General features: G+C 71.7%; 14 protein-coding genes. 5 read left to right on the top strand and 9 right to left on the bottom strand.

Features of this window, described 5'->3' with window-relative positions:
* Positions 1 to 32: 32 nt before the first annotated feature.
* The 3 genes from guaB (at position 33) to ASG96_RS04770 (ending at position 5,627) form a co-directional block, all read left to right on the top strand.
* Positions 33 to 1,550: an IMP dehydrogenase gene (gene guaB / locus ASG96_RS04780; RefSeq protein WP_056760727.1), complete on the top strand. Its 1,518-nt coding sequence runs from the start codon at positions 33 to 35 to the stop codon at positions 1,548 to 1,550.
* 106 nt (positions 1,551 to 1,656) lie between these two features.
* Positions 1,657 to 2,778 carry a GuaB3 family IMP dehydrogenase-related protein gene (locus tag ASG96_RS04775; RefSeq protein ID WP_056760729.1) on the top strand — a complete coding sequence of 374 codons (1,122 nt, stop codon included), beginning with the start codon at positions 1,657 to 1,659 and terminating at the stop codon, positions 2,776 to 2,778.
* Between the two features lie 197 nt (positions 2,779 to 2,975).
* Positions 2,976 to 5,627 carry a CDP-glycerol glycerophosphotransferase family protein gene (locus ASG96_RS04770; RefSeq protein ID WP_057586969.1) on the top strand — a complete coding sequence of 884 codons (2,652 nt, stop codon included), beginning with the start codon at positions 2,976 to 2,978 and terminating at the stop codon, positions 5,625 to 5,627.
* Between the two features lie 12 nt (positions 5,628 to 5,639).
* On the opposite strand, the gene ASG96_RS04765 is transcribed toward ASG96_RS04770, so the two are convergent.
* Positions 5,640 to 7,211 carry a glycosyltransferase family 2 protein gene (locus ASG96_RS04765; protein ID WP_057586968.1) on the bottom strand — a complete coding sequence of 524 codons (1,572 nt, stop codon included), beginning with the start codon at positions 7,209 to 7,211 and terminating at the stop codon, positions 5,640 to 5,642.
* Positions 7,212 to 7,400: 189 nt separating this feature from the next.
* On the opposite strand from ASG96_RS04765, the gene ASG96_RS04760 reads away from it, so the two are divergent.
* Both ASG96_RS04760 and ASG96_RS04755 read left to right on the top strand, forming a co-directional pair.
* Positions 7,401 to 9,545: an acyltransferase family protein gene (locus tag ASG96_RS04760; protein WP_157610648.1), complete on the top strand. Its 2,145-nt coding sequence runs from the start codon at positions 7,401 to 7,403 to the stop codon at positions 9,543 to 9,545.
* A gap of 61 nt (positions 9,546 to 9,606) precedes the next feature.
* Positions 9,607 to 11,274, top strand: a complete 1,668-nt coding sequence (locus ASG96_RS04755; protein ID WP_057586966.1) for a GMC oxidoreductase — start codon at positions 9,607 to 9,609, stop codon at positions 11,272 to 11,274.
* Between the two features lie 277 nt (positions 11,275 to 11,551).
* On the opposite strand, the gene ASG96_RS04750 is transcribed toward ASG96_RS04755, so the two are convergent.
* The 8 genes from ASG96_RS04750 to ASG96_RS04715 all read right to left on the bottom strand — a co-directional run bounded on the left by ASG96_RS04750 (position 11,552) and on the right by ASG96_RS04715 (position 21,537).
* Positions 11,552 to 13,327 carry an ABC transporter ATP-binding protein gene (locus ASG96_RS04750; protein ID WP_056760743.1) on the bottom strand — a complete coding sequence of 592 codons (1,776 nt, stop codon included), beginning with the start codon at positions 13,325 to 13,327 and terminating at the stop codon, positions 11,552 to 11,554.
* The gene (locus ASG96_RS04745; protein WP_057586964.1) at positions 13,327 to 15,048 is read right to left on the bottom strand and encodes an ABC transporter ATP-binding protein; all 1,722 of its coding nucleotides are present in this window, start codon (positions 15,046 to 15,048) and stop codon (positions 13,327 to 13,329) included. The genes ASG96_RS04750 and ASG96_RS04745 overlap by 1 nt, the downstream gene beginning before the upstream one ends.
* Positions 15,049 to 15,161: 113 nt before the next feature.
* Complete coding sequence (gene mnhG, locus ASG96_RS04740) at positions 15,162 to 15,527, bottom strand: monovalent cation/H(+) antiporter subunit G (RefSeq protein ID WP_056760750.1); 366 nt, start codon at positions 15,525 to 15,527, stop codon at positions 15,162 to 15,164.
* A complete protein-coding gene (locus tag ASG96_RS04735) occupies positions 15,524 to 15,850 on the bottom strand; it encodes a monovalent cation/H+ antiporter complex subunit F (RefSeq protein ID WP_057586962.1) in 327 nt (108 codons plus the stop codon). Before ASG96_RS04735 ends, mnhG begins: the two co-directional genes overlap by 4 nt.
* Positions 15,847 to 16,551, bottom strand: a complete 705-nt coding sequence (locus tag ASG96_RS04730; RefSeq protein ID WP_082591629.1) for a Na+/H+ antiporter subunit E — start codon at positions 16,549 to 16,551, stop codon at positions 15,847 to 15,849. Before ASG96_RS04730 ends, ASG96_RS04735 begins: the two co-directional genes overlap by 4 nt.
* Positions 16,548 to 18,185 carry a Na+/H+ antiporter subunit D gene (locus tag ASG96_RS04725; protein WP_057586960.1) on the bottom strand — a complete coding sequence of 546 codons (1,638 nt, stop codon included), beginning with the start codon at positions 18,183 to 18,185 and terminating at the stop codon, positions 16,548 to 16,550. The genes ASG96_RS04730 and ASG96_RS04725 overlap by 4 nt, the downstream gene beginning before the upstream one ends.
* Positions 18,182 to 18,667 (bottom strand): Na(+)/H(+) antiporter subunit C, encoded by a 486-nt coding sequence (locus ASG96_RS04720; RefSeq protein WP_057586958.1) that lies wholly within the window; start codon positions 18,665 to 18,667, stop codon positions 18,182 to 18,184. The genes ASG96_RS04725 and ASG96_RS04720 overlap by 4 nt, the downstream gene beginning before the upstream one ends.
* Positions 18,664 to 21,537, bottom strand: a complete 2,874-nt coding sequence (locus tag ASG96_RS04715; protein WP_057586954.1) for a Na+/H+ antiporter subunit A — start codon at positions 21,535 to 21,537, stop codon at positions 18,664 to 18,666. The genes ASG96_RS04720 and ASG96_RS04715 overlap by 4 nt, the downstream gene beginning before the upstream one ends.
* Between the last annotated feature and the right edge of the window lie 200 nt (positions 21,538 to 21,737).

The raw sequence follows: 21,737 nt of genomic DNA, 5'->3' as shown, positions 1-21,737 counted from the left end.
GCCGCGCCCCCGGCAGCCCGTAGAATCGGGCAATGAGCCTCGGATCGTCTGACGTGCCCGCTGCTTTCGCCACGATGGGGCTGACGTACGACGACGTCCTGCTCCTGCCGGGCTACAGCGACCTCGCCCCCAGCGACATCGACACGACGACGCGCCTCACGCGCGAGCTGTCGATCCGGTCGCCGCTCATCTCCGCGGCCATGGACACCGTCACCGAGGCGCGCATGGCGATCGCGATGGCCCGCCAGGGCGGTCTCGGGGTCCTGCACCGCAACCTCTCGATCCAGGACCAGGCCTACCAGGTCGACCTCGTCAAGCGGACCCAGACCGGGATGATCTCCAACCCGATCACCATCGGTCCGGACCGCACCCTCGAGGAGCTCGACACGATCTGCGGCGAGTACCGCGTCTCGGGCCTGCCGGTCATCGGCGACGACAAGAAGCTCATCGGCATGGTGACCAACCGCGACCTGCGCTTCACGCCGGTCGCCGAGTGGGCCACGACGCTCGTCAGCGACGTCATGACGCCGATGCCGCTGATCACCGGTCCCGTCGGCATCGGCCGCGACGACGCGACGGCGCTGCTGCGTCAGCACAAGCGCGAGCGCCTGCCGATCGTCGACGCCGAGGGCCACCTCGCGGGTCTCATCACCGTCAAGGACTTCGTCAAGGGTGAGCAGTTCCCCGACGCGAGCAACGACGCCGACGGTCGCCTCATGGTGGGCGCGGCGATCGGCTACTTCGGCGACGCGTGGGAGCGCGCGACGACCCTCATCGAGGCCGGCGTCGACGTGCTCGTCGCCGACACCGCCCACGGCCACGTGCGCCTGCTCATCGAGATGGTCCAGCGGCTCAAGACCGACCCGGCGACGCGTCACGTCCAGGTCATCGGCGGGAACGTCGCGACGCGCGAGGGCGCCCAGGCGTTCGTCGACGCCGGCGCCGACGCCGTCAAGGTCGGTGTCGGGCCGGGCTCCATCTGCACGACCCGCATCGTCACGGGTGTCGGTGCCCCGCAGGTCACGGCCGTCCACGCGGCGGCACAGGCCTGCAAGGCGGCCGGCGTCCCGGTCATCGCCGACGGTGGTCTGCAGTACTCCGGCGACATCGCCAAGGCGATCGTCGCGGGCGCCGACTCCGTCATGGTCGGCTCCCTCCTCGCCGGCTGCGAGGAGAGCCCGGGTGAGCTGATCTTCGTCAACGGCAAGCAGTTCAAGAGCTACCGCGGCATGGGCTCGCTCGGGGCGATGAGCTCGCGCGGCAAGAAGTCCTACTCCAAGGACCGCTACTTCCAGGCCGAGGTCGACTCGGACGACAAGATCGTGCCCGAGGGCATCGAGGGGCGCGTCGCCTACCGCGGCCCGCTCGCGGCCGTCGCCCACCAGATGCTCGGCGGCCTGCGCCAGTCGATGTTCTACGTCGGCGCCCGCACCATCCCCGAGCTGCAGGACAAGGGCCAGTTCGTGCGCATCACGTCGGCGTCGCTCAAGGAGAGCCACCCGCACGACATCCAGGGCATCGTCGAGGCGCCCAACTACTCGATCGGCTGACCGCCGCCGGGCCGCCGCCCCACCGACCACACGATGACGTATGCCGTCCCGCCGAGCCCGCGGGACGGCATACGTCCGTGGGTGGCCAGGTCGGTAGGATCGGCCGGTGACCGAGATCGAGATTGGCCGAGGCAAGCGCGGACGGCGCGCCTACTCCTTCGACGACATCGCCGTCGTGCCCTCCCGGCGCACGCGCGACCCCGAGGAGGTCTCGGTGTCGTGGCAGATCGACGCCTACCACTTCGACATCCCGGTCATGGCCGCGCCGATGGACTCCGTGGTCTCGCCCGAGAGCGCCATCGTCCTGGGCAAGCTCGGCGCGCTGCCGGTGCTCGACCTCGAGGGCCTCTGGACCCGCTACGAGGACCCGACCGCGGCGCTGCGCGAGATCGCCGAGATCGAGCCCGAGGCCGCCACGGCGCGGATGCAGCAGATCTACGCCGAGCCGATCAAGCCCGAGCTCATCACCGAGCGGCTGCGCCAGCTGCGTGAGGCCGGGGTCACCGTCGCCGGTGCCCTCTCGCCGCAGCGCACCCAGCAGCACTGGAAGACCGTCGTCGACGCCGGCGTCGACCTCTTCGTCATCCGCGGCACGACGGTCTCGGCCGAGCACGTCTCCGGTCGCGCCGAGCCGCTCAACCTCAAGCGCTTCATCTACGAGCTCGACGTGCCCGTCATCGTCGGCGGCGCCGCGTCCTACACGGCGGCCCTGCACCTCATGCGCACCGGCGCGGCCGGCGTCCTCGTCGGCTTCGGCGGCGGCGCGGCGCACACGACCCGCACGGCCCTCGGCATCCACGCCCCGATGGCCTCGGCCGTCGCCGACGTCGCAGCCGCGCGGCGCGACTACCTCGACGAGTCCGGCGGCCGCTACGTGCACGTCATCGCCGACGGTGGGGTCGGCACGTCCGGCGACATCGTCAAGGCGGTCGCGTGCGGCGCCGACGCCGTGATGCTCGGGGCGGCGCTCGCCCGCGCCACCGACGCCCCCGGTGGCGGCTACCACTGGGGCCCGGAGGCCCACCACCAGCAGCTGCCGCGTGGCGAGCGCATCGCCCTCGGCACGCAGGCCTCCCTCGAGGAGATCCTCTTCGGGCCGGGACGCCAGGCCGACGGGGCCACCAACGTCATCGGCGCCCTCAAGCGGGCGATGGCCACGACCGGCTACTCCGACGTCAAGGAGTTCCAGCGCGTCGAGGTCGTCGTGTCGCCCTACCTCGGCAACTGAGCAGGCGGGCGGCGCTCCTGGGGGTGCGGCCGACGGCGCCCCCGACGGCTCAGGTTCGGGACAGATAGTATTTGTGCGGCAATCGCCCCTGAGCGGGGTGGCGCGGTCGGGATGGTGTCAGGGGACGTCCACCGCGAGACCAGATCCACCAGAGCACGGGAGCCACGTGGCTGCCCCGTGCGGGAAAGGCACCAGACATGACCGAGGCGACTCCCGAGCACGTGACCCTGCGGAGTCCGGGCAGGCCACTCTTCTCAGTCGTCTCGGCGGTCTACAACGTCTCGCGCTACCTCGACGAGTACATCGCCGCGATCGAGGCGCAGACCTTCGACCTGACGCGGCTGCAGGTCGTGCTCGTCGACGACGGCTCGACCGACGACTCGCGTGCCGTCCTCGAGGAGTGGGCCACCCGGGCGCGCTGCGAGGTCGTCGTCCTGCACCAGGAGAACGCCGGACAGGCCGCGGCCCGCAACGCCGGCCTCGAGCGCGCCACCGGCGAGTGGGTCACCTTCATCGACCCCGACGACACGGTCAACGCGAAGTTCTTCGCCTCGATGGCTGCCTTCGCCGCCGACAACCCCGAGGTCCAGTTCCTCTCGGCCAACGTCGTGCTGCGCCACGAGGGCACCGGTGAACTCGGCAAGCACCCGCGCTCGAAGATGTACGCCGAGGACCGCCTCGTCGACCTCGACGTCGCAACCTCCTACATCCCGGGCAGCTCGACGACCTCGCTGATGCGCCGCGACGTCATCGGCGACCTGCGCTTCAACGCCGGCCTGCGGCCGAACTTCGAGGACGGCGACTTCGCCGTGCGCTACCTGCTCGCCGCGCCCAGCCGCCAGACCGGCTTCATCGGGTCGGCGCGCTACTACTACCGCAAGCGTGCCGACCAGAGCTCGACGCTGCAGACCGGCATCTCCGCCGTGGGTCGCTACTCGACCGTGCCGCGCGACGGCTACCTCGGCCTGCTCCGCGAGGCGCGGCAGCGTCACGGCGCCGTACCGATGTGGGTCCAGCACGTCATCCTCTACGAGCTGTCGTGGTACTTCTCGTCCGAGGACGCGATGGCCAACTCGGCGTCCGCCATCAGCGGGGATCTCGCCGCGACCTTCCGCGAGACCCTCGGCGAGATCGCCGAGCTGCTCTCGCCCGACGTCGTCGACTCGTTCACGATCCGCAAGCTCCAGCCGCACTGGCGCGACATCCTGCTGCACGGCCTCCGGGGCCAGGACTGGCACACCTCCTACGCCGTGACGGACAAGTACGACCGCACCAAGCGCATGGTCCGGGTGCTCTACCGCTACATCGGCGAGGCCCCCGAGGAGTCGGTCTACTCGCGCGGCGAGCTCAAGGCGCCGCGCTACGCGAAGACCCGCGCCATCGAGTTCTTCGGCGACACCCTCATGTGGGAGCGCATCCTCTGGGTCGACGCGCGCGGCACCCTCGAGCTGCGTCTCGACGGCTCCCGCGTCGAGCTGCTCGGCGGGTGGGAGGGCGTGCGCACGCGAGCCCTCGGAGCCCGCGCCATCGCCAACCGGTTCCGTCGTCCGGGGCGCCGTCGTCGCGAGGCCATCGACCGCCTCAAGGTCGACCCGGTGCGCGTGCTCGCGTCCCGCGCGCAGGTGGGCAAGCAGTTCGACGGCGCCTGGGTGCTCATGGACCGCATCCACGACGCCAACGACTCCGGTGAGATCCTCTTCCGCTGGCTGCGCGACAACCGGGCCGACGTCAACGCGTGGTTCGTCCTCGAGAAGGACACCCCGGACTGGAAGCGGCTCAAGGCCGAGGGCTACGGGTCGCGTCTCGTGGCGCACGGCACGCTGCGCTGGAAGCTGCTGATGATCAACGCCGCGCACCTCATTTCCTCGCACATCGACGCGCCCGTCCAGAAGCCGCCGGCCATCCTCAAGCACATCGACCCACGCTGGAAGTTCACCTTCCTCCAGCACGGTGTCATCAAGGACGACCTGTCGCGCTGGCTCAACCCCAAGCAGATGGACCTCTTCGTGACGTCGACGCCGGGGGAGTACGAGTCGATCGCGGGCGACGGCTCGCCCTACGTCTTCACGGCCAAGGAGGTGGCCCTGACCGGGCTGCCGCGCTTCGACCGGCTGCACGCCAAGGCGCAGCGCATCCAGGGTGACGCGTGCGACCTCATCCTCGTCGCGCCGACGTGGCGCAACTGGCTCGTGCCCCCGCTCAAGCCCGGCAGCCAGCGCCGCGTCATCGACTCGCACTTCTTCGAGACCGAGTACGCCAAGGCGTGGACGGCGTTCCTGCGCAGTCCGGAGCTGACCGAGCTCGCCGCCCGCACCGGGCGCACCGTGGCCTTCCTGCCGCACCCGAACATCCAGCCCGTCCTCGCCAAGATGGACCTGCCCGACTCCGTGCTGCGCCTGTCGTTCGACGGTGCCGACGTGCAGGAGTACTTCGCCCGGTCCGCCGTGCTCGTCACCGACTACTCGTCGATGGCGTTCAACGCGGCCTACATGGACCGTCCGGTCGTCTACTTCCAGTTCGACGCCGAGCGCGTCATGGCAGGCGGCCACGTCGGTCGTGCGGGCTACTTCCAGTACCCCCGTGACGGCTTCGGACCGGTCGTCGAGGACGTCGACGCGGCCGTGGGGGCCGTCGTCGACATCGCCGAGAACGGCTATGCCGCCCGCCCCGAGTTCCAGGGCCGCATCGACGCGACCTTCCCGATGCGTGACGGCCAGTGCTGCGCCCGCGTCACCGCGGCCATCGAGGATCTGGACAAGACCCGCCAGGGTGAGCCCGGGCGGGCGAAGAAGGCCCAGACCCAGACCCAGACCCAGGACCAGGCCCAGACCGCGGCCGCGGGCCGCTGACGTCGTGCGGGCTCAGTCGGCGTCGCCGGCCGGGCCCGCACCGTCGTCGTCCGCCTCCGTGGCGGGCCGGAGCGACAGGTTGCCGTTGCGCGTGCGGTAGGGCTCGAGACCGTCGAGGGCGGGAAGCGCGACGGAGGCGGGGACCTCGACGGGACGGGCGCGCCGGGTCCGACCCGGGAGTCGGCCGCGCAGTGCGCCCCCGACGTCGACCTTGACGTCCCACGCCTTCGCGGGCGGGGCCGCCGGATCGGGTGACGGCAGCTCGAGGGTCGCGTCGAAGGCTCCCTCCGGGCGTATGCGTGCGGTGGTCGAGGAGAGGACGACGCCCTGGTCCCGGTCGACGAGCATGAGGACGAGGCGCGCGCGCGCGCCGATCCCGTCGTCGCCGTCGACGACCGTGCCGACCAGTCGCATCGCGCCCGGCGCGACCGCGACCTCTCGGCAGGTCGTCGTCCAGATAGCACGTCGCTTGGCGTGCTCCTTGGCGACGACCGTCGTCAGGTCGTGGTCGTCCGACATCTCCTCGTCGGGCCGGTAGGGCCACCACCACCGCTCTGCGCGGTGCACGAGCGGGCGCTCCACGTGACGCCGACGGTAGGCGAAGAGGCAGGCGGCGACCGAGCTCTCGGCGCTGCCGTCGACGAGCTCGCGCACGACGAGGCGGTAGGGCTGGGCCAGGGACCCCCGCAGGTCCGCGGGCTGGTCGGCCAGGTAGTCGCGCGCCGCCGTGAGGAAGGCGGCGCGGTAGTCGTCGTCGCGGGCGTCGAGGTCCTTGCCGTAGAGCGCCAGGTCGTGGCGCACGAACTTGTCGAGCTTGGCAGCAGTGAGGTCCGGGCGTCCGGCGAGCTGGAGGTCGATGGCCCGGTTGGCCGCGAGGCGGTCGTGGAAGTTCGCGATCTCGTGGCGCCTCGCCGTGATCGACTCCTGCCCCGCGACGTTGTTGACGAACCAGTGGTAAACGACCTCGTCGAGCGTCGCGATCCGTCGCGCGGTCGACCACAGCGCCACGGTGAAGGGCTGGTCCTCGTAGAGGATGCGCTCCGGAAAGCGGATCGCGTGCTCGTCGAGGAGGCGTCGGCGCATGACCTTCGCGACCGCGATGGTGTCCTGCCAGAGCGGTGAGCCGGGCGCCAGCGGCTCGACAGGACCTGCGGTGTAGTCGGTCGCAGGGAGCGGCGTGACCCGGTCGGTGCGCTCGTTGTAGCGGGCGACCGCTCCGGCCGCGACGTCGGCGTCGCGGGCGACCGCGGCCTCGACGAGCCGGCGCAGCGAGCCGGGGACGTACGTGTCGTCGCTGTCGACGAAGGCCACCCAGTCCCCGCGGGCCGCGTCGAGGCCGAGGTTGCGTGGCGCGCCCGGGGCGCCGTCGTTCACGCCTCGGTGCACCACGCGTACGCGATCGTCCTGGGCGGCCAGCCGGTCGGCCACCGCCCCGGTGTCGTCGGTCGAGCCGTCGTCGACGACGAGGACCTCGACGTCCGGCCCGTCCCACGCGGCGAGGGCGGACCCGACGGCCCGTGGGAGCCGTCCGGCGTCGTTGTGGACGTTGCAGATGACGGTCAGCTGGGGAGCGGCGGAGGGCACGCAGGTTCTCTTCCGGTCGAGGAGGGACGGCCCATCCTATGGGCCAGTGCCTGAGTGGAGGCTGTGCTCAGGGGACGCCCGACGACCGTGGCGAATCGGTCTTCGGCAGGTTCGTGCGTTAGTTTGTCGGGGTCGATTCGCGTGGCCCGGTGCGCCGTGCACGAGTACCAGTAGTTCGGAGCAGATCCCTTGGCAGCACCCGACGGAACGAGTGCAGTGGTCGTCGGCGACCCCACGGACGTCGCGACCCACCCGCAGGAGACCCCCGTCAGGCCCGCCAAGGCCGGCCCGCGCAAGGACATCCAGGCCCTTCGTGCGATCGCGGTCACGCTCGTCGTGCTCTACCACTTCTGGCCGGCCCGCCTCACCGGCGGCTACGTCGGCGTCGACGTCTTCTTCGTCATCTCCGGCTTCCTCATCACGCTGCACCTTCTCCAGCGGCCGATCCGCAACGCCAAGGACCTCTTCTCCTTCTGGGCGCGGCGCGTCCGCCGACTCATCCCGGCCGCCACCGTCGTTCTGGTCGCCACCCTCGGGGCGAGCCTCGTCTGGCTGCCGCAGACGGTGCACGCGCGCGTGGCGCAGGAGGTCATCGCCTCGGCCCTCTACGTCGAGAACTGGCTGCTGGCCCTGACGTCGACCGACTACCTCGCGACGGACCAGCTGCACTCGCCGACCCAGCACTACTGGTCGCTGTCGGTCGAGGAGCAGTTCTACATCGTGTGGCCGGTGCTCATCGGCCTCGCCTTCCTCGTCACCCGTCGGCTCGGGCGCTCGTTCCGCTTCCCGCCGCTCATCGTGATCGGCGCCGTCAGCCTGGCGTCCCTTGCCTACTCGGCCTGGTTCACCGGCGAGGACGCCGCCCAGGCGTACTTCGTCTCGACGACGCGCGTCTGGGAGCTCGGCGTCGGTGCCGCGCTGGCCGCCGCCGTCCACGCCGGGCTGCGCTTCCGCGCCACGGCGGTCCGGGCCGCTCTCGTCTGGGGCGGCCTCGCCGCCATCCTCTGGGCGTCGCTCACCTTCACCGGTGCCACGCCGTTCCCCGGGGTCGCCGCCCTGCTGCCGACGCTCGGTGCCGCGGCCGTCATCGCCGCCCGCTCCGACGACCTCCGGGCAGGTCCCCACCGCCTCTGGTCGGGTCGCCCGGTCCAGTGGCTCGGTGACGTGTCCTACTCGGTCTACCTCTGGCACTGGCCCGCGATCGTCATCGCACCGTTCGTGCTCGACGTCGACTCCGTCTCCTGGTGGCAGAAGCTCGTCATCATCGTCGTCGTCCTCGGTCTCTCGGCAGCCTCGAAGCGCTGGATCGAGGACCTCATGCGCTTCACGCCGCGGATCGCGCGCAGCACGAAGCGGTCCTTCGTGCTCCTCGCGGCGTGCCTCGGCATCTCGCTGTCCCTGGCCGGGCTGGCCCTCTGGCAGGCGCAGCGCGCGACCGACGCGGCCGAGTCGGTCGTCATCGACTCGAGCGCGCCGTGCGTCGGCGCCGACTACTACCGCACCGCCTCGTGCGCCGGCCGCGAGATGGCGATGCTGAGCAACCCGATCCAGGCGGCCAAGGACAAGCCGCAGGTCTACGCCGACGACTGCTGGAACAACCGTCCCTTCACCCGTCGCAAGGTGTGCAGCTACGGTCCGAAGAACGCGCCGGTCAAGGTCGCGCTCTACGGCAACTCGCACGCCGGCCAGTGGGCGCCGCCGATCCTCCAGACGGCGAAGGCGAGGGGCTGGCGCGTCGACACCTACATCGCGTCGGAGTGCTACTCCGTCGACGTCCCGGTGCAGTTCGGCACGAAGGCCCTCGAGGACAACTGCGTCGCGCTCAACACCTGGGCCCGCGACCGGATCACCAAGGGTGGCTACGACCTCGTCGTCATGTCCGACCGCACGTTGCAGCCGCTCGCCGGGGTGCCCGCGGCCCAGAAGACGACGGCGGCCGAGGCCGCGTACAACCGCGTCATGGACACGTTCATCGAGGCGGGCTCCCGCGTCCTCGCCATCCGCGACACCCCCGGCTCGGCCGAGAGCGTGCCCGACTGCGTGTCGCGCTACCTCGACGACGTGGGCCGCTGCGCGACCAACGTGAAGTTCGCGGGCACCTCCGGTCTCGAGCCCGACCCGCTGGCCGACGCGGCGGCCGGTCGAGCCGGCCGCGACGTGACCCGCCTCGAGGTCACCGACCTGCTGTGCCGCGACGGCTCGTGCCCGGCGGTGCTCGGCGGTCTCATCACCTACTTCGACCACGGTCACATGACGAAGACGTTCTCGATGACGCTCCTGCCCGAGGTCTCGCGGGCCATGCGAAAGGCGCTGGACGGCATACCCGGGGCGTGAGCGCCTGTGGCGCTGGTTACTCGCAGTAGCCTCGGGCTCGTCCGCTGCCTAGGGTGAGGGCATGGAGTTCGACCACGACGTCGTCGTCATCGGGTCCGGCTTCGGCGGCTCCGTCGCCGCGCTGCGCCTCGCCGAGAAGGGCTACCGCGTCCACGTCTACGAGGCGGGCCGCCGCTTCGAGGACGACGACTTCGCCCGCACGAGCTGGGACGTGCGCCGCTACCTCTGGGCGCCGAAGCTCGGGCTCTTCGGCGTCCAACGCATCCACCGGCTGCCCGACTGCCTCGTCCTCGCGGGCGCCGGCGTCGGTGGTGGGTCGCTCAACTACGCCAACACGCTCTACGTGCCGCCGACGCCGTTCTTCCGCGACCGCCAGTGGGGTCACATCACCGACTGGCAGGCCGAGCTCGCGCCGCACTACGCGACCGCGCAGCGCATGCTCGGAGTGACCGTCAACCCGTGCGACGGCCCGGTCGAGCAGCTGATGCGTGACACGGCCACCGACCTCGGCGTCGGCGACACCTTCCGCAAGACGCCGGTCGGGGTCTTCTTCGGCGAGCCCGGCAAGCGGGTCCCCGATCCGTACTTCGGCGGAAAGGGACCGTCTCGCACCGGGTGCACCGAGTGCGGCAACTGCATGGTCGGCTGCCGCGTCGGCGCCAAGAACACCCTCGTCAAGAACTACCTCGCGCTCGCCGAGCGGCGCGGGGTCACCATCGAGCCGCTGCGCACGGTGACTCGTGTGCGGCCGCTCGACCCGGCTGCGCCGGACCAGGGGTATGCCGTCACGACCGTCCGCAGCGGCTCGTGGGGTCGGCGGCGGGCCGGCGAGCACACCGTGACGGCCGGTCAGGTCGTCGTGGCTGCAGGGGCGTGGGGCACGGCCCAGCTGCTCCAGGCGATGAAGGCCGAGCCGGAGGGGCGGGGGTTGCCGCGCCTGTCCGAGGCGCTCGGCGAGCTGACCCGCACGAACTCCGAGGCCCTGGGTGGGGCGATGACCGCCCGTGTGCCCGAGGGTGTCGACCTGACACGTGGGGTCGCGATCACGTCGAGCTTCCACGTCAACGACACGACGCACGTCGAGAACTGCCGCTACGGCAAGGGTTCCAACCTCATGGGAGCGCTCGCGGTGATGCAGGTCGACGGTGGTGGACGCGTACCCCGCTGGGTGCGGTTCGCCGGGACCGTCACGCGGCATCCAGGGGTCTTCGCCCGGTCCCTGTCGACCCGGCGCTGGAGCGAGCGCACCGTCATCGCGCTCGTCATGCAGAGCAGCGACAACTCGATCAAGGTGCGGCGTCGGCGTGGCCTCCTCGGGTGGCACCTGACGTCGACGCAGGGCCACGGCGAGCCCAACCCGACCTACATCCCCGAGGGCAACGAGGCGGTGCGTGCGATGGCGGCCCGCCTCGAGCGCACGACGGGGGAGCGGGCCTGGCCCGGGTCGTCGGTCGGCGAGGTCCTCGACATCCCGATGACGGCGCACTTCCTCGGCGGCGCGGTCATCTCCGACTCGCCGGAGCGCGGGGTCGTCGACCCGTACCAGCGGGTGTGGGGCTATCCCGGCCTGCACGTGCTCGACGGGTCGGCCGTCTCGGCGAACCTCGGGGTCAACCCGAGCCTGACGATCACGGCCCAGGCCGAGCGGGCCGTGTCCCTGTGGCCGGCGCGCGGTGAGGCCGACCGGCGCCCCGCACAGGGCGAGGCCTACCGCCTCGTCGACGCCTGAGGGCGCGCGTGGAGCCCCGCAGGGCGTCGGAGATGAGGGAGGGTGAGGCCGTCACCCCTCAGAGACGGCCCCACCCGGCGGTGCGGGCTAGCAACCGGTCGAGAAACAGCCCGGCACCGCGCTGACAACGACCCAGCCACAAGGGGGTTACGGCATCTGTCATTAATTAGCCGAGATCCTCGGAAACCGTGTCGAGCGGCGTGACGACGGAGCCACTCGGCCGGTGGGTCGAGTGGCCCCGTCGTCACAGGTGTCCCGGCTGGAGCCGGGGCGGCGGTCAGCGGGCGGGCTGGGGCTCGTCGCGCCACGAGCGCCACAGTGCGGCATACGCGCCGTCGGCCTCAAGCAGCTCCTCGTGCGAGCCGATCTCGCTGATCCGACCGTCCTCGACGACGCAGACGCGGTCGGCGTCGTGCGCCGTCATGAGGCGGTGCGCGATGGCGACGACCGTGCGCCCCTCGACGACCGCGGCGAGCGAGCGCTCGAGGTGCCGGGCCGCGCGCGGGTCGAGCAGCGAGGTCGCCTCGTCGAGCACCAGCGTGTGCGGGTCGGCGAGGACGAGCCGCGCCAGGGCGAGCTGCTGGGCCTGCGGCTCGGTGAGGCGGTGCCCACCCGAGCCGACGACGGTGTCGAGACCCTCGGGCAGCTCGAGCGCCCAGCCGCGCGCGTCGACGGCGGCCAGTGCGTCGAGCAGCTGCTCGCGCGAGGCCTCCGGCCGGGCGAGGCGCAGGTTGTCCTCGAGCGACCCGACGAAGACGTGGTGCTCCTGCGTCACGAGGGCGACCTGACCGCGCAGCTGGGCGAGCTCGAGGTCGACGAGGCGAACGCCGCCGACGTCGACGCGTCCCTCGCGGGGACCGTCGATGCCGGCCATGAGCCGCCCGAGCGTCGACTTGCCGGCGCCGGACGGCCCGACGATGGCGAGCCGCTCACCGGGTCGGAGGTCGAGCGAGACGCCGCGCAGCACGTCGCGGCCCGCGCGGTAGGAGTAGTGGACGTCCTCGACCTCGAGGTGGTCGTCCTCGGGCACCTCGCCGGTCGCGGCGCGGTCGGCCGGGACGTCGGCGATCCCGATGACGCGGGCGAGCGACGTCGCACCGACCTGGATCTCGTCGAGCCACGAGATGAGCTCGTCGAGCGGACCGGCCATCTGCTGGACGTAGAGCGCCACGGCCGTGACCGTCCCGGCCGTCGCGACGTCCTTGGAGATGAGGAAGCCGCCCCAGAGCAGGGTCACCGCGACAGGCGCGAAGAAGGCGAACTCGACGGACGGGAACCACCGCATGCGCAGCTTCAGCGTGTAGAGCTCGGCGTCGTAGCAGTCGTGCAGGGCGTCGTCCATTCGGCGTCGGCGGCGGCCCCGCAGGCCGAGGGCGTCGACGGTCCGGGCACCGTCGGCCGACTCGGTGACGACGCCGTTGAGGACGGCGTACGTCGCCCGCTCGCGCAGGTAGCCGTCGGGCGCGTACCGCAGGTAGCGCCGCGTGGAGATCACGAGGATCGGCACGCCGACGACGATCGCCAGCGCCACCTGCCAGCCGGTGAGGAAGGCGGCGACGACGGTGATCGCCGTCGTGACGGCGCCGACGAAGATCGACGGGATGCCGAAGCGGATGACGTGCGAGAGGGCCTCGACGTCGTTCGTCGTCCGCGAGACGAGGTCGCCGGTGCCGGCGCGCTCGACGGTCGACAGGGGAAGCTCGACGACCCGACCCATGAACTGCTCGCGCAGCTCGGCGAAGATCGTCTCGCCCATGACGAACGAGGCCCGGCGGGCGAACCACGTGACGACCGTCTGCACGACCACGGCACCCGCGATCCACAGCGCGAGCCGGTTGACGACGTCGAGCGACCGCCCGTGGCTGATCTCGTCGACGAGCAGGCCGATGACGCGGGGGGCCACGAGCGCCGCGCAGGCGGCGACGGCGTGCAGGCCGATGACCATGAGCAGGCTGCCCCGGTGCCGGCGGAGCAGCCCACGGGTGTGGTCCTTGACCGAGACCATGTCGGCCACGGGAAGGGTGCGCGTGGTCGGCGCTGGTGTCAGCGACATCAGTCCTCCTCTCCTCGGACGACGGTGCGTCGGTAGTCGGGTTCGTCGGCCATGAGCCGACTGTGGGTGCCGGTCGCGGCGACCGTGCCCCCGCGCAGGAAGACGACGTGGTCGGCCTGGTCGAGGATGAGCGGGCTCGCGGACATGACGACCGTCGTGCGGCCGGCCCGAGCCGCGGTGAGGCGCCCGGCGATGCGGGCCTCGGTGTGGGCGTCGACGGCGCTCGTCGGCTCGACGAGCACGAGGGTGTCGGCGCCGGTCAGCAGCGCGCGGGTCAGCGCGAGGCGCTGGCGCTGGCCGCCGGAGAAGGCGCGGCCGCGCTCCTCGACCTCGTTGTCGAGGCCACCCGGCAGGGCCTCGAGCACGTCGTCGCCGCTCGCGACGGAGAGGGCATCGAGGATGGAGGCGTCGTCGTGGTCGCCCCACGGGTCGAGCTCGTCGCGCAGCGTGCCGGTGAAGAGGCGCGGGTCGGTCTCCGAGACGACGACGCGCCGCCGCACCTCGGCCAGGGAGGCGTCGGCCAGGCGCGTGCCGTCGAGCCGCACGTCGGTCTCGGCGGCGCCGAAGCGGCCGAGCCGGTCGGCGAGGGCCGCGGACTCCTCAGGACGTGCCGACACCACGACGGTGAACCGGCCCGGCTCGATGGTGACGCCACTGCGGGGGTCGTAGAGGCGGGCGGGTCCGCTCGGCAGCGGCTGGGCGTCCGGCGTCTCGACGTCGTCGGGCTCGACACGCAGGATCTTCGTCAGCTTGCGGGCGCCGATGTGGGCCCGCGTGGCCCGGTCGACCATCTCCGTCGCCGTGCGCAGGGGGATGACGAGGAAGGCCGTGTAGCCGTAGAACGCGACGAGCTGGCCCGCCGTGATCTCGCCGTCGATGGCGAAGCGCGCGCCCAGCCACACGACGACGAGGACGAAGAGGCCCGGGAGGAGCACCTGGGCCGCGTCGAGGGCCGCCTGGTAGCCGGCCACCCGGTTGCCCACCTGGCGCACGGACTGCGACTGGACGGCATACCTGCGCAGGAACGTGTGCTCGCCGCCGATGCCGCGCAGCACGCGCAGGCCGGCGACGGTGTCGGCGCCGAGCCCGATGAGCTTGCCGGACTCCTCGCGCTGGGCGAGCTGGCGGGCCTGGAGCGGGCGGACGATAAAGGTGAGGCACGCGACGAGCACCGGCACCCCGATGAGCACGACGAGGCCGAGCGGCGTCGAGGCGCCGAGGAGGATGAGCGCGACGACGACGTAGGACACGACCGCACCGGCGAATCGCGCTGACACGTCGTAGAGCCCGCCGATGCGCATCGCGTCGGAGCTGACGGTCGCGACCACGTCGCCGGTCGGGACTGAGCGCGTCAGGGCCTCACCGGTGTCCGCGGCCTTGTGGCCGATGAGCTGGGCCGAGCGGAAGGCGCCCTGCATCCAGTTGGCCACGGCGTACTTGTGCCGCATGGCACCAGACAGGGCGCTGATGGTCACGAGGCCCAAGAGGATGCCGCACCAGAGGACGAGCGACCCGGCGTCGCCGCCGATGATGCCATCGTCGATGGCCTTGCCCATCGCGGCGGGGAAGAGGGCCTGGCTGACGAGCCACACGATGCCGAAGGCGATGGCGACCACGAGGGTGCGCCACTGGCCCTTGCCGACCCACCGGAGGTATGCCGTCGGGCTGGTCAGGTCTGGAGTGCCTGGGTCGGCATGGGGCAGCGAGATCACTTGGTTCATTTTACGTTCGGCGAGGGTGTGCCTCATGCCATTTTCCGTCGGGCTCACCGCCCGACCGTAGGAACTCAAGCAGGCTTGAGGTCAAACCGAGGGCGTATGCCGCTGGGCCGGCGTCAGCGCGTCGGGTCCCAGCCGGAGCGGTCGAGCGCGTCGGAGAGCTCGTCGACCTCGAGGGTGTCGGTGTCGACGCAGCGGTTGCGGTAGGCCGCACGCCCGACGAGGTGCGCCGAGACGGGCGAGGTGAAGAACTGGGTCGCCGCGAGCAGGACGAGGGTCGTGACGGCGGCCCACGTGCGCAGGGTCAGGGCGAGACCGGTCAGGATGAGGATGAGCCCGAGGGTCTGCGGCTTCGTGGCCGCGTGCAGCCGCGACAGCGTGTCGGGGAAGCGGATCAGGCCGACGGCGCCGGCGAGGCAGAGGAACGACCCGAGCAGGAGGCACACGGCCCCGGCGACATCGAGCACCGATGACCACGTCATGACTGCTCACGCTCCTCTCGCGGCTCGGGGTGCTCGCGCACGACGCCCTCCGGCTCGTCCGGCTCGTCGGAGTCCCGGGAGAGGAAGCGGGTGACGGCCACTCCGCCGACGAAGCCCACGAGCCCGAGGATCATGAGCAGGGGGAGGTAGGTCGTCGTGCGCTGGCGCGCCGACTCGAGCGCGACCCCGGCGATGACGACGACGAGGAGGATCTCGGCGGCGACGATGCGGTCGAGGTTGCTCGGGCCGCGGAACAGACGGACGAGGACGAGCGCCGCCGCGGCGCCGAGCATGGCGAGCGAGATGCCGAGGACGATGGTCACGGGCGGTCCTTCCCGTCGGTGGGATCGGTCGGCTCCGGGTGTTCGGGGGCGTCGGGGGCGTCGGGGGCGTCGGAGGCGTCGGGGGCATCGGGGGCGTCGCCGGTGTCACCCGAAGCCGTGGGCCACGGCCCGTCGGTCTCGAGGGCGGCGATCTCCTGGCGCGAACCGAGGGCGCGCACGACGCGCCGCTCGACGGCGAGGACGTGGGCACGCTGCGCCTCGATGGCGCCCTCGCGCTCGACGTCGAGCAGGTGCAGGTAGAGGACCGACGTAGAGCGCCGCGCGTCGATGACGACCGATCCGGGCAGGAGCGCCACGAGCTCGGCGGTCAGGGTGAGGTAGAAGTCGGAGCGCGAGCGCAGCTGCACCTCGATGACGGCGTTGCGCGGGCTGCGCCGGCCGAAGGCGAGCCGCATGACCTGCCACGACGCGCCGACGAGGTCGACGAGGAACTGGCCGATGAGGAGCAGCACGCGGTGCGGTCGCAGACGCCCGTGGAACTCGATCGACGGCAGCGGGAAGGCGTAGGTGACGAGGAGCCCGACGAGGACGCCGTTGACGACGTTGCCCCATGACAGGCGGTCCCAGAGCAGCACCCACGCGAGGGCGATCGTCGCGACGGCGCGGGGCTGGAGCACCCGGCGCCGACGTCGGGGTGTCTCGGGTCCGCGCGGGGCGGTCGCCATGCGGAGGTCGGTCATCGGCGCACCTCCACGGGCAGGACGCTCGTGACGTAGGGGTCGCGGCTCATGAGGTCGGTGGCCGCACGCTGGGTGTAGGCGAAGAGCGGTCCGGCGACGACGGTGATGAGCAGCCCGACGAGCGTCATCGCGGCCGTGGCGCCGAGCATCGTGCGGGGCAGCGCCCGGGGGCGCGTGTCGAGCAGCAGGGCGCCGGCCGACTCGGTGGCGGGGTCGGTGTCCGGTTCGCCGTCGCGGGTGTGGTCACGGGGTGCGTCTGCCGACCCGGTCGAGCGTGGGGCGTCGGCCAGGGTGCGCCAGAAGGCCTGGCTCCACACCTTGGTCAGGGCATAGAGCGTGAGCAGGCTCGTCACGATGCCGCCGACGACGAGCAGCCACGCCAGCGGGGTGCCGAGCTCGATGCCGGCGTCGAGCAGCCCGACCTTGGCGAGGAAGCCCGAGAGCGGCGGGATGCCCGAGAGGTTCATCGCCGAGACGAAGAAGAGGGTCGCGAGCACGGGGGAGGCGACGGCGAGCCCACCGAGCCGGTCGAGCGACGTCGTGCCCGCGAGGCGTTCGACGAGGCCGGTGATGAGGAAGAGCGCGGTCTGGATCGTGATGTGGTGGGCGACGTAGAAGATGGCGCCGGCGGTGCCCTCGGGCGTGGCGAGCGCGATGCCGAAGATCATGTAGCCGATGTGGCTGACGAGCGTGAACGACAGGATCCTCTTGAGGCCGGACTGCGAGACGGCGCCGAGGATGCCGATCACCATCGTCAGCAGGGCGGCCCACATGAGCAGGCCCTGCAGGGGCGAGTCGGGGAAGAGCAGCGTCTGGGTGCGGATGATCGCGTAGACCCCGACCTTCGTCAGCAGTCCGGCGAAGACCGCCGTCACCGGCGCCGGGGCGGTCGGGTAGCTGTCGGGCAGCCACGCCGACATCGGGAAGACGGCGGCCTTGATCGCGAAGGCGGTGAGCAGCGAGAGCTGCAGGACGAGCGCGACTCCGGGCGCGAGGTCCCCGATCCGGATCGCCAGCTGGGCGAGGTTGACGGTGCCCGTGGCGGCATACGCGGCGGCGATGGCGACGAGGAAGAGCGCCGAGCTGAGCAGGCTGACGACGACGTACGTCGTGCCGGCATGGATGCGTGCAGCCGACCCGCCGAGCGTGATGAGGACGTAGGAGCTGAAGAGGAGGATCTCGAAACCGACGAAGAGGTTGAAGAGGTCGCCGGCGAGGAAGGCGTTGGCGACGCCGGCCGACAGCACGAGGTAGGTCGGGTGGAAGATCGTGAGCGGCGTCTCGCTCTCGGTCTCGTCGTCGCTGTCGGCCTGGCCCTGGCCGATCGCGAAGACCAGGACGAGCAGCGTGACGATGCCGGACACGAGCAGCATGAGGGCGCTGAGGCGGTCGGCGACGAGGGAGATGCCGAGGGGCTCCTGCCAGGCCCCGAGCCACAGCACCTGAGGACCGTTGACGTCCGTCTGCCAGACGAGGACGCCCGCGACGGCGACCACCGCGGCGAGCACGGCGATGCTGACGCCGCGCTGCAGACGGGGCGACCGGCGGAAGGCGAGTGTCAGAGCCGCCCCGAGGAGCGGGAGCAGCACCGGCATCGGCACGAGGTCGGGCACCGGGAAGTCGGTCGGGCTCATGGGCGTCGTGGGCTCCCGTCGTCTGCCGCGAGCTCGTCGGACGTCGTCGTCGACTCCTCGGACGGGTCGTACGTCGAGGACGTCTGGTCCTCGAGGGCGAGGCGCTGGATGTGCGCGTCCTCGGTGTCGTCGGGGACGTCGTCGGTGCCGGAGATCTGCCAGAGCCGGTAGGACAGGGCGAGCAGGAAGCCGATGGTCGCGAGCGAGATGACGATGGCAGTGAGCACCATGGCCTGGGGGAGTGGGTCGCTGATCGCTGCCGGGTCCTCACCGACGAACGGGGCGCGTCCGGCGCGGCCGCTGATGACGAGGTAGAGCACCGCGATGCCGTTGCCGATGAGCACCATGCCGAGCAGGACGCGCACGAGGCTGCGGTCGAGGGCCAGGGCGGTGCCGGCGGCGACCAGGCCCACGGTGACCAGCACGAGGGTGATGTTCGGCTGCAGCGTCGACTCGATGAGGGTGGGGGCCGTGGCCGTCATGGGCGGGCCACCTCCGGCTCGCCGGCCGCGTCGGAGGCGTCGGCCTCCTCCTCGGCGATCTGCCGGTCGATGCCGGTGCCGAGGCTGCGGACGATGTCGAGCATCATGCCGACGACGATGAGGTAGACGCCGATGTCGAAGACGAGCGACGTCACGAGGTGCACCTCGCCCCACGGCGGCAGGGTGAAGTCGATGGCCGTCGTCTCGAGGATCGTCCCCCCGAAGGCGAGCGGTGCGAGCGCCGAGCCGACGGCGACGAGGAGGCCGAGGCCGACGAGGAGGCCCGCGTCGAAGGGCGCCGCCTCGTCGAGCTCGTAGCGGCCACCGGCGAGGTAGCGCACGACCAGCGCGAGACCGGCGACGAGCCCGCCGGCGAAGCCGCCGCCGGGTTGGTTGTGACCGGCGAAGAGGAGGAAGAGCGAGGCGGCGAGCATGATGTGGAACACGAGCCGCGTCACGACCTCGAAGATGACCGAGCGCTTCTCCTTGCGCATCGTCCGGCCACCGTGCAGCCAGGTGCCACGGCCGGGACTGCTCGACGGCAGCGACTTCGAGGTCGCGCGCGAGAGCCGGGTGTTGCGGGTGCGGACGAAGATGAGGCTCGCGATGCCCGTGGCTGCGGCCACGAGCACCGACACCTCACCGAGGGTGTCCCAGGCGCGGATGTCGACGAGCGTGACGTTGACGATGTTCTTGCCGTGGCCGAAGGCGTAGGCCTCCGTGGGGAACCCGGCCGACACCGGCTCGGCCGTGCGGCCGCCCGAGGCGACGAGGGCGATGGCCCCGACGGACGCACCGACGGCGACGCCGAGGACGAGGCGCCAGGTGCGCGACGGCGAGTGCGGGTGACGGGTGAACTTCGTCGGCAGCCGACGCAGCGCGAGGACGAAGACGACGAGCGACACCGTCTCGACGAGCATCTGGGTGATCGCGAGGTCGGGCGCGCCGTGCAGGATGAAGAGCAGCGAGACGCCGTAGCCCGTCGCGCCGACGAGCATGACTGCCGTGAGCCGGCGTCGGGTGACGAGCACGAGGACCGCCGCCGCGACGACGACGACGCCCACGACCGCCTGCCCGGGGTTGTCCCAGAGCCGCACCTCCGGGATCGTGCCGCGCGTGACGGCGGCGAGGCCCGGGAGGGCGACGAAGACGATGAGGATGCCCGCGAGGTAGATCGGGAGCGAGCCGCGCTGCGTGACGGCAGTCGTCTCGACCGCCCCGCGGTCGACCCACCGCAGCGTGCGGGCGAACCCGCGCTCGCCGTCGACGAGCGACGGCACCCCGGACTGGACGCGGGCGACGAGGTCACGCTGGACGAAGAGGACGAGCCCGACGGCGACCGACACGAGCGACAGCACCAGCGGCACGGTGACCCCGTGCCAGAGGGCCAGGGTCTGCGGCTCGCCACCGAGGGGGAAGGTCTCGGCGTACGGCAGCAGCCACGGGGACTCGAGCGGCGACAGCAGGCCGACGAGCAGGCAGGCCACGCCCAGCAGCAGCGGGGCGAGCACGAAGCCGGGGTGGGCTGCCTTGACCGGCGTGGGGGCGACGCCGGGCTTGGTGGCGAAGGCGCCCCAGAGGAAGCGCGCCGTGTAGGCGACCGTGAGGGCCGAGCCGGCCACGACTGCCGTGATCGCGAGCCAGCTCCACGGCGCGGGCAGGGGCGCCGAGGTCTGGACGTCCTCCCACAGCGACTCGAGGGCGCTCTCCTTGGACACGAACCCCGCGAGCGGCACGATCCCGGCCATCGAGAGACCGGCGAGGGTCGCCGGCACCGCGACCGGGAGCAGGCGTCGACCGACGCCGGACAGCTCGCGCAGGTCGCGGGTGCCGGTGCACTTGTCGACGACGCCGACGGTGAGGAAGAGCGTCGACTTGAAGAGCGCGTGCGCGATGACGAGGGCCAGCGCCGAGAGCGCCGACGCCTTGGTCCCGAGGCCGGCGATGGCGACGATGAAGCCGAGCTGGCTGACGGTGCCGTACGCGAGGAGCAGCTTGATGTCGTGCTGGCGCAGGGCGCGCCACCCGCCCACGAGCATCGTGAGGAGTCCGAGGCCCACCGTCAGGGCGTACCAGGCCGGAGCGCCCGCGAACGCCGGGGCGAGCAGTGCGACGAGGTAGATGCCGGCCTTCACCATCGCGGCCGCATGGAGGTAGGCGCTGACCGGCGTCGGGGCGGCCATGGCACCCGGCAGCCAGAAGTGGAAGGGCACGAGCGCCGACTTCGACAGGGCGCCGACGAGCAGCAGCACGACCGCGACCACGGTCAGGGTGTCGAGCGGTGGCGGATCGGCGAGCAGCGCGGAGATGGAGTACGTGTGGTGGACCCCGAGGGTGATGATGCCGACGAGCATCGCCAGGCCACCGAACGTCGTGACGATGAGCGCCTGCATCGCCGCGCGGCGGTTCGTCGAGCTCGCCGGGTTGTGCCCGATGAGCAGGTAGGAGAAGACCGTCGTCAGCTCCCAGAAGACGTAGAGGACGAGGAGGTTGTCGGTCAGGACGAGGCCGAGCATGGCGCCGGCGAACGCCGTGAACACCGACGTGAAGCGCCACAGCGTCGGGTCGCTGTCGGTGAAGTACCACGTGCAGTAGAGCAGGACGAGCGCGCCGACGCCGGTGACGAGCAGACCGAGCACCCACGAGAGTGTCGTGACGCGGAAGTCGAGGTCGATGCCGAGACCGGGTACCCACGAGATCCGTTGTGTCGGAAGGTTCCCGGCGCGAACGTCGTCCGAGACGGAGAGGAGCCAGCCGAACGAGACGGCCGGAGCGACGGCCAGGACCGGGAAGACCTTCGTGCGCAGGACCTTCGCCAGCCACGGCGCGAGGGCGGCGGCGAGCAGGTGCAGGAGCAACAGTTGCGCCACGGCGGCCCCTCGGTCGTCGGGTGTACGGGCTCGGTCACATCGGGTTCAGGTCGTGCCCCAATCCTAGGTGCAGCGAAGGGCCCCGCCGACCACGGGTCGGCGGGGCCCTCCTCGTCAGCGCCGGTGCCGGACGGCTCCGGAAGGCGCTGCGTCGTACGTGTCGTACGTGTCGTGCGTGTGGTGCGTGTCGTGCCGTCCGG

The sequence above is a fragment of the Terrabacter sp. Soil810 genome (assembly GCF_001429645.1).
GTDB lineage: Bacteria > Actinomycetota > Actinomycetes > Actinomycetales > Dermatophilaceae > Terrabacter.
This window is presented reverse-complemented; position numbering and strand designations above follow the sequence as displayed.

What these genes read in the sequence shown, in the direction of transcription:
- guaB (WP_056760727.1), top strand. Translation starts at nt 33, where the DNA reads ATGAGCCTCGGATCGTCTGACGTGCCCGCTGCTTTCGCCACGATGGGG.
- ASG96_RS04770 (WP_057586969.1), top strand. Translation starts at nt 2,976, where the DNA reads ATGACCGAGGCGACTCCCGAGCACGTGACCCTGCGGAGTCCGGGCAGG.
- ASG96_RS04755 (WP_057586966.1), top strand. Translation starts at nt 9,607, where the DNA reads ATGGAGTTCGACCACGACGTCGTCGTCATCGGGTCCGGCTTCGGCGGC.
- ASG96_RS04750 (WP_056760743.1), bottom strand. Translation starts at nt 13,327, where the DNA reads ATGTCGCTGACACCAGCGCCGACCACGCGCACCCTTCCCGTGGCCGAC.
- ASG96_RS04745 (WP_057586964.1), bottom strand. Translation starts at nt 15,048, where the DNA reads ATGAACCAAGTGATCTCGCTGCCCCATGCCGACCCAGGCACTCCAGAC.
- mnhG (WP_056760750.1), bottom strand. Translation starts at nt 15,527, where the DNA reads ATGACGTGGTCATCGGTGCTCGATGTCGCCGGGGCCGTGTGCCTCCTG.
- ASG96_RS04730 (WP_082591629.1), bottom strand. Translation starts at nt 16,551, where the DNA reads ATGACCGACCTCCGCATGGCGACCGCCCCGCGCGGACCCGAGACACCC.
- ASG96_RS04725 (WP_057586960.1), bottom strand. Translation starts at nt 18,185, where the DNA reads ATGAGCCCGACCGACTTCCCGGTGCCCGACCTCGTGCCGATGCCGGTG.
- ASG96_RS04720 (WP_057586958.1), bottom strand. Translation starts at nt 18,667, where the DNA reads ATGACGGCCACGGCCCCCACCCTCATCGAGTCGACGCTGCAGCCGAAC.